We start from the raw sequence: 2,057 nt of genomic DNA on the forward strand, positions 1-2,057 counted from the left end.
CGCAGAGCACGCCGCCCGCGCGGCCGCGCTCGCCTCCGATCGCGTGGTCGTCCCCGCGCTGCTGGCCCGCGGCTGGGTCGCGCACCACGCCGGCGATCGCGTGACGGCGGCCGAGATGGCGACCGACGCGGCGAAGCAGGCGCGAGCCGAACGAGACCCGGCCGGCCTCGCCGAATCGCTCGAACTTCGCGCCGTGGGCGAGCCCGACCCGGCGAAGGCCAGAGCCGCGCTGCGCGAGGCGCTTTCAGTGTGGACCCGGGCGGAGGCGGGCGTCGAGGCGGCCCGGATCCGCCATCGCCTCGGGCATCTCACGGGTGCCGGGGTCGACGACCGGCTGGGCGCGCTGGAAGCGGCCGAGACCCTTGCGCGGGCGGGAATCGCGGTCGAGTCGGCCGACGCCACGGCGGTGATGGTGCGAGCCTTCGGCCGGTTCGAGGTGTGGCTGGACGGGCAGCCCGTGCCGCCGGCCCGCTGGCAGTCGCGCCGGGCGCGTGACCTTGTGCGCATCCTGATCGCGCGGCGCGGCCGCCCCGTGCCCCGCGACGAGCTGTGCGAGATGCTGTGGCCGGGCGAGGAGCCCAGCGGGCACCGGCTCTCGGTGCTGCTCTCGATCATCCGGCGGGTGCTTGACCCGGAGCGCGCGCTCGCCCAGGACCACTACATCGTGGCCGACCAGGCCAGCATCGGCCTGGATGTCGGGCGCCTGCGCGTCGATGTGGAGGAGTTTCTGGCCGATCTGGCGCATGCCCGGCGGCTGCGCGAGCGGGGCGCCCTCGACGAGGCGGAGCGATTGCTTTCCGCCTGCCTTGAGCGGTACCGGGCGGACGTCTTCGAGGACGAGCCGTACGAGGAGTGGTCCGTGGCGCTGCGCGAGGAGGCACGCGGCGGTTATGTGAGCACCCTGCGCATGCTCGCCCAGATCTGCCGCAGGCGCGGGCGCGCTGGGGCGGCGGTCGGGCACCTCCTGCGTCTGCTCAGCGTCGACCCGTACGACGAGGCCGGCCACCGCGCCCTGATCGAAGCGCTGGTGGCCGGCGGTCAGCACGGCGAGGCGAAGCGCGCACGGGAACGCTATCTGGAGGCGATGCGCGCCATCGGCATCAAGCCCGCCGCCTAATACCAGGATCCGATGCAGACGCCGTAGACCGTGACCTCGTCTTCATCGTCGGCCACCATGGCCTGGCCGCGCAATGCGCTGGTGCCACGGGACATGCGGGCCCAGCCGTGGGCGAGTTCCGGGCCCGGCCCGAGCGCGTCGATGAACATGCCCGGCCGGGTCGAGCTCACACCCGCCCCGAACACGAAGACATACCCGAGGCCCTGCCACTGCGGCAGTGGCGCCACGGTGGTCGTCGTGGACTCGGCACTGACCGGGACGGTGTCCTCGGTGCGCTCTTTGTAATCCGGCAGGGTGCCGGCCTGCGGCATCCGCAACCCGCACAGCGCCACCGCCGTCACCTGGAGGCCGGCGGCCGGTGCCCCGCCGCCGCGCACATAGACCCCCGACAGGTCGGGCGACGGCACGACCGCGTCGGCGTAGGCCGATCCGGTGGTGGAGCTCACCGCGTACCCACTGGAATAGAGCATCTTTCCGCCCGGACACGACGCCCAGCCGCCAGGGCCCACAATCCGTTGCAGCGCTTGGTCTCCCGGCGCCCAGCAGGTGGCCGCGGCCCGCACCGACCAGTTGCCCACCCATCCGCCACGGGCCTGCGCGATGGCCGTGACGGTGGTCAGGTCCTCACTGGGGAAGATGCCGACGAGTGCCACGTTGCCGTCGCTGTCGACGGTCGCGCCGCCGAAGCCGTACACGATCTGGCCCTCGGGGCAGGACACCGTGACGCCCTTGCGCGGCGAATTGTCCGAAGTGGAGGTCGCGGTGTGATAGTGGTCCGCGACGGGAGACGCCACGGCGGGGACGGGTGGTAGCAGTGCTGTGACGAGAGCGGCCGCCAGGCCGGTGAGCAACATGCGCATGACCTCCATGGTGGGCGGGGGTATCACGGTGGCGTCACAGTCAGCACGCGAGCCGCTTCGAACACCGCGCCCGCCCGCTG

2 protein-coding genes are annotated in these 2,057 nt (G+C 72.9%); one reads left to right on the plus strand and one right to left on the minus strand.

What is annotated here, in order from left to right; translation table 11 throughout:
- A partial coding sequence (locus DM816_RS41680) for an AfsR/SARP family transcriptional regulator (protein ID WP_170318943.1) occupies positions 1–1,117 on the plus strand: 1,117 nt, incomplete at its 5' end.
- Here DM816_RS41680 and DM816_RS41685 read toward each other — a convergent pair.
- Complete coding sequence (locus tag DM816_RS41685; RefSeq protein ID WP_162908428.1) at positions 1,114–1,977, minus strand: hypothetical protein; 864 nt, start codon at positions 1,975–1,977, stop codon at positions 1,114–1,116. The two genes, DM816_RS41680 and DM816_RS41685, sit on opposite strands and share 4 nt — an antisense overlap.
- Positions 1,978–2,057 lie beyond the last annotated feature (80 nt).

This window comes from Allorhizocola rhizosphaerae (assembly GCF_003426775.1).
GTDB classification, from domain to species: Bacteria; Actinomycetota; Actinomycetes; order Mycobacteriales; family Micromonosporaceae; genus Allorhizocola; species Allorhizocola rhizosphaerae.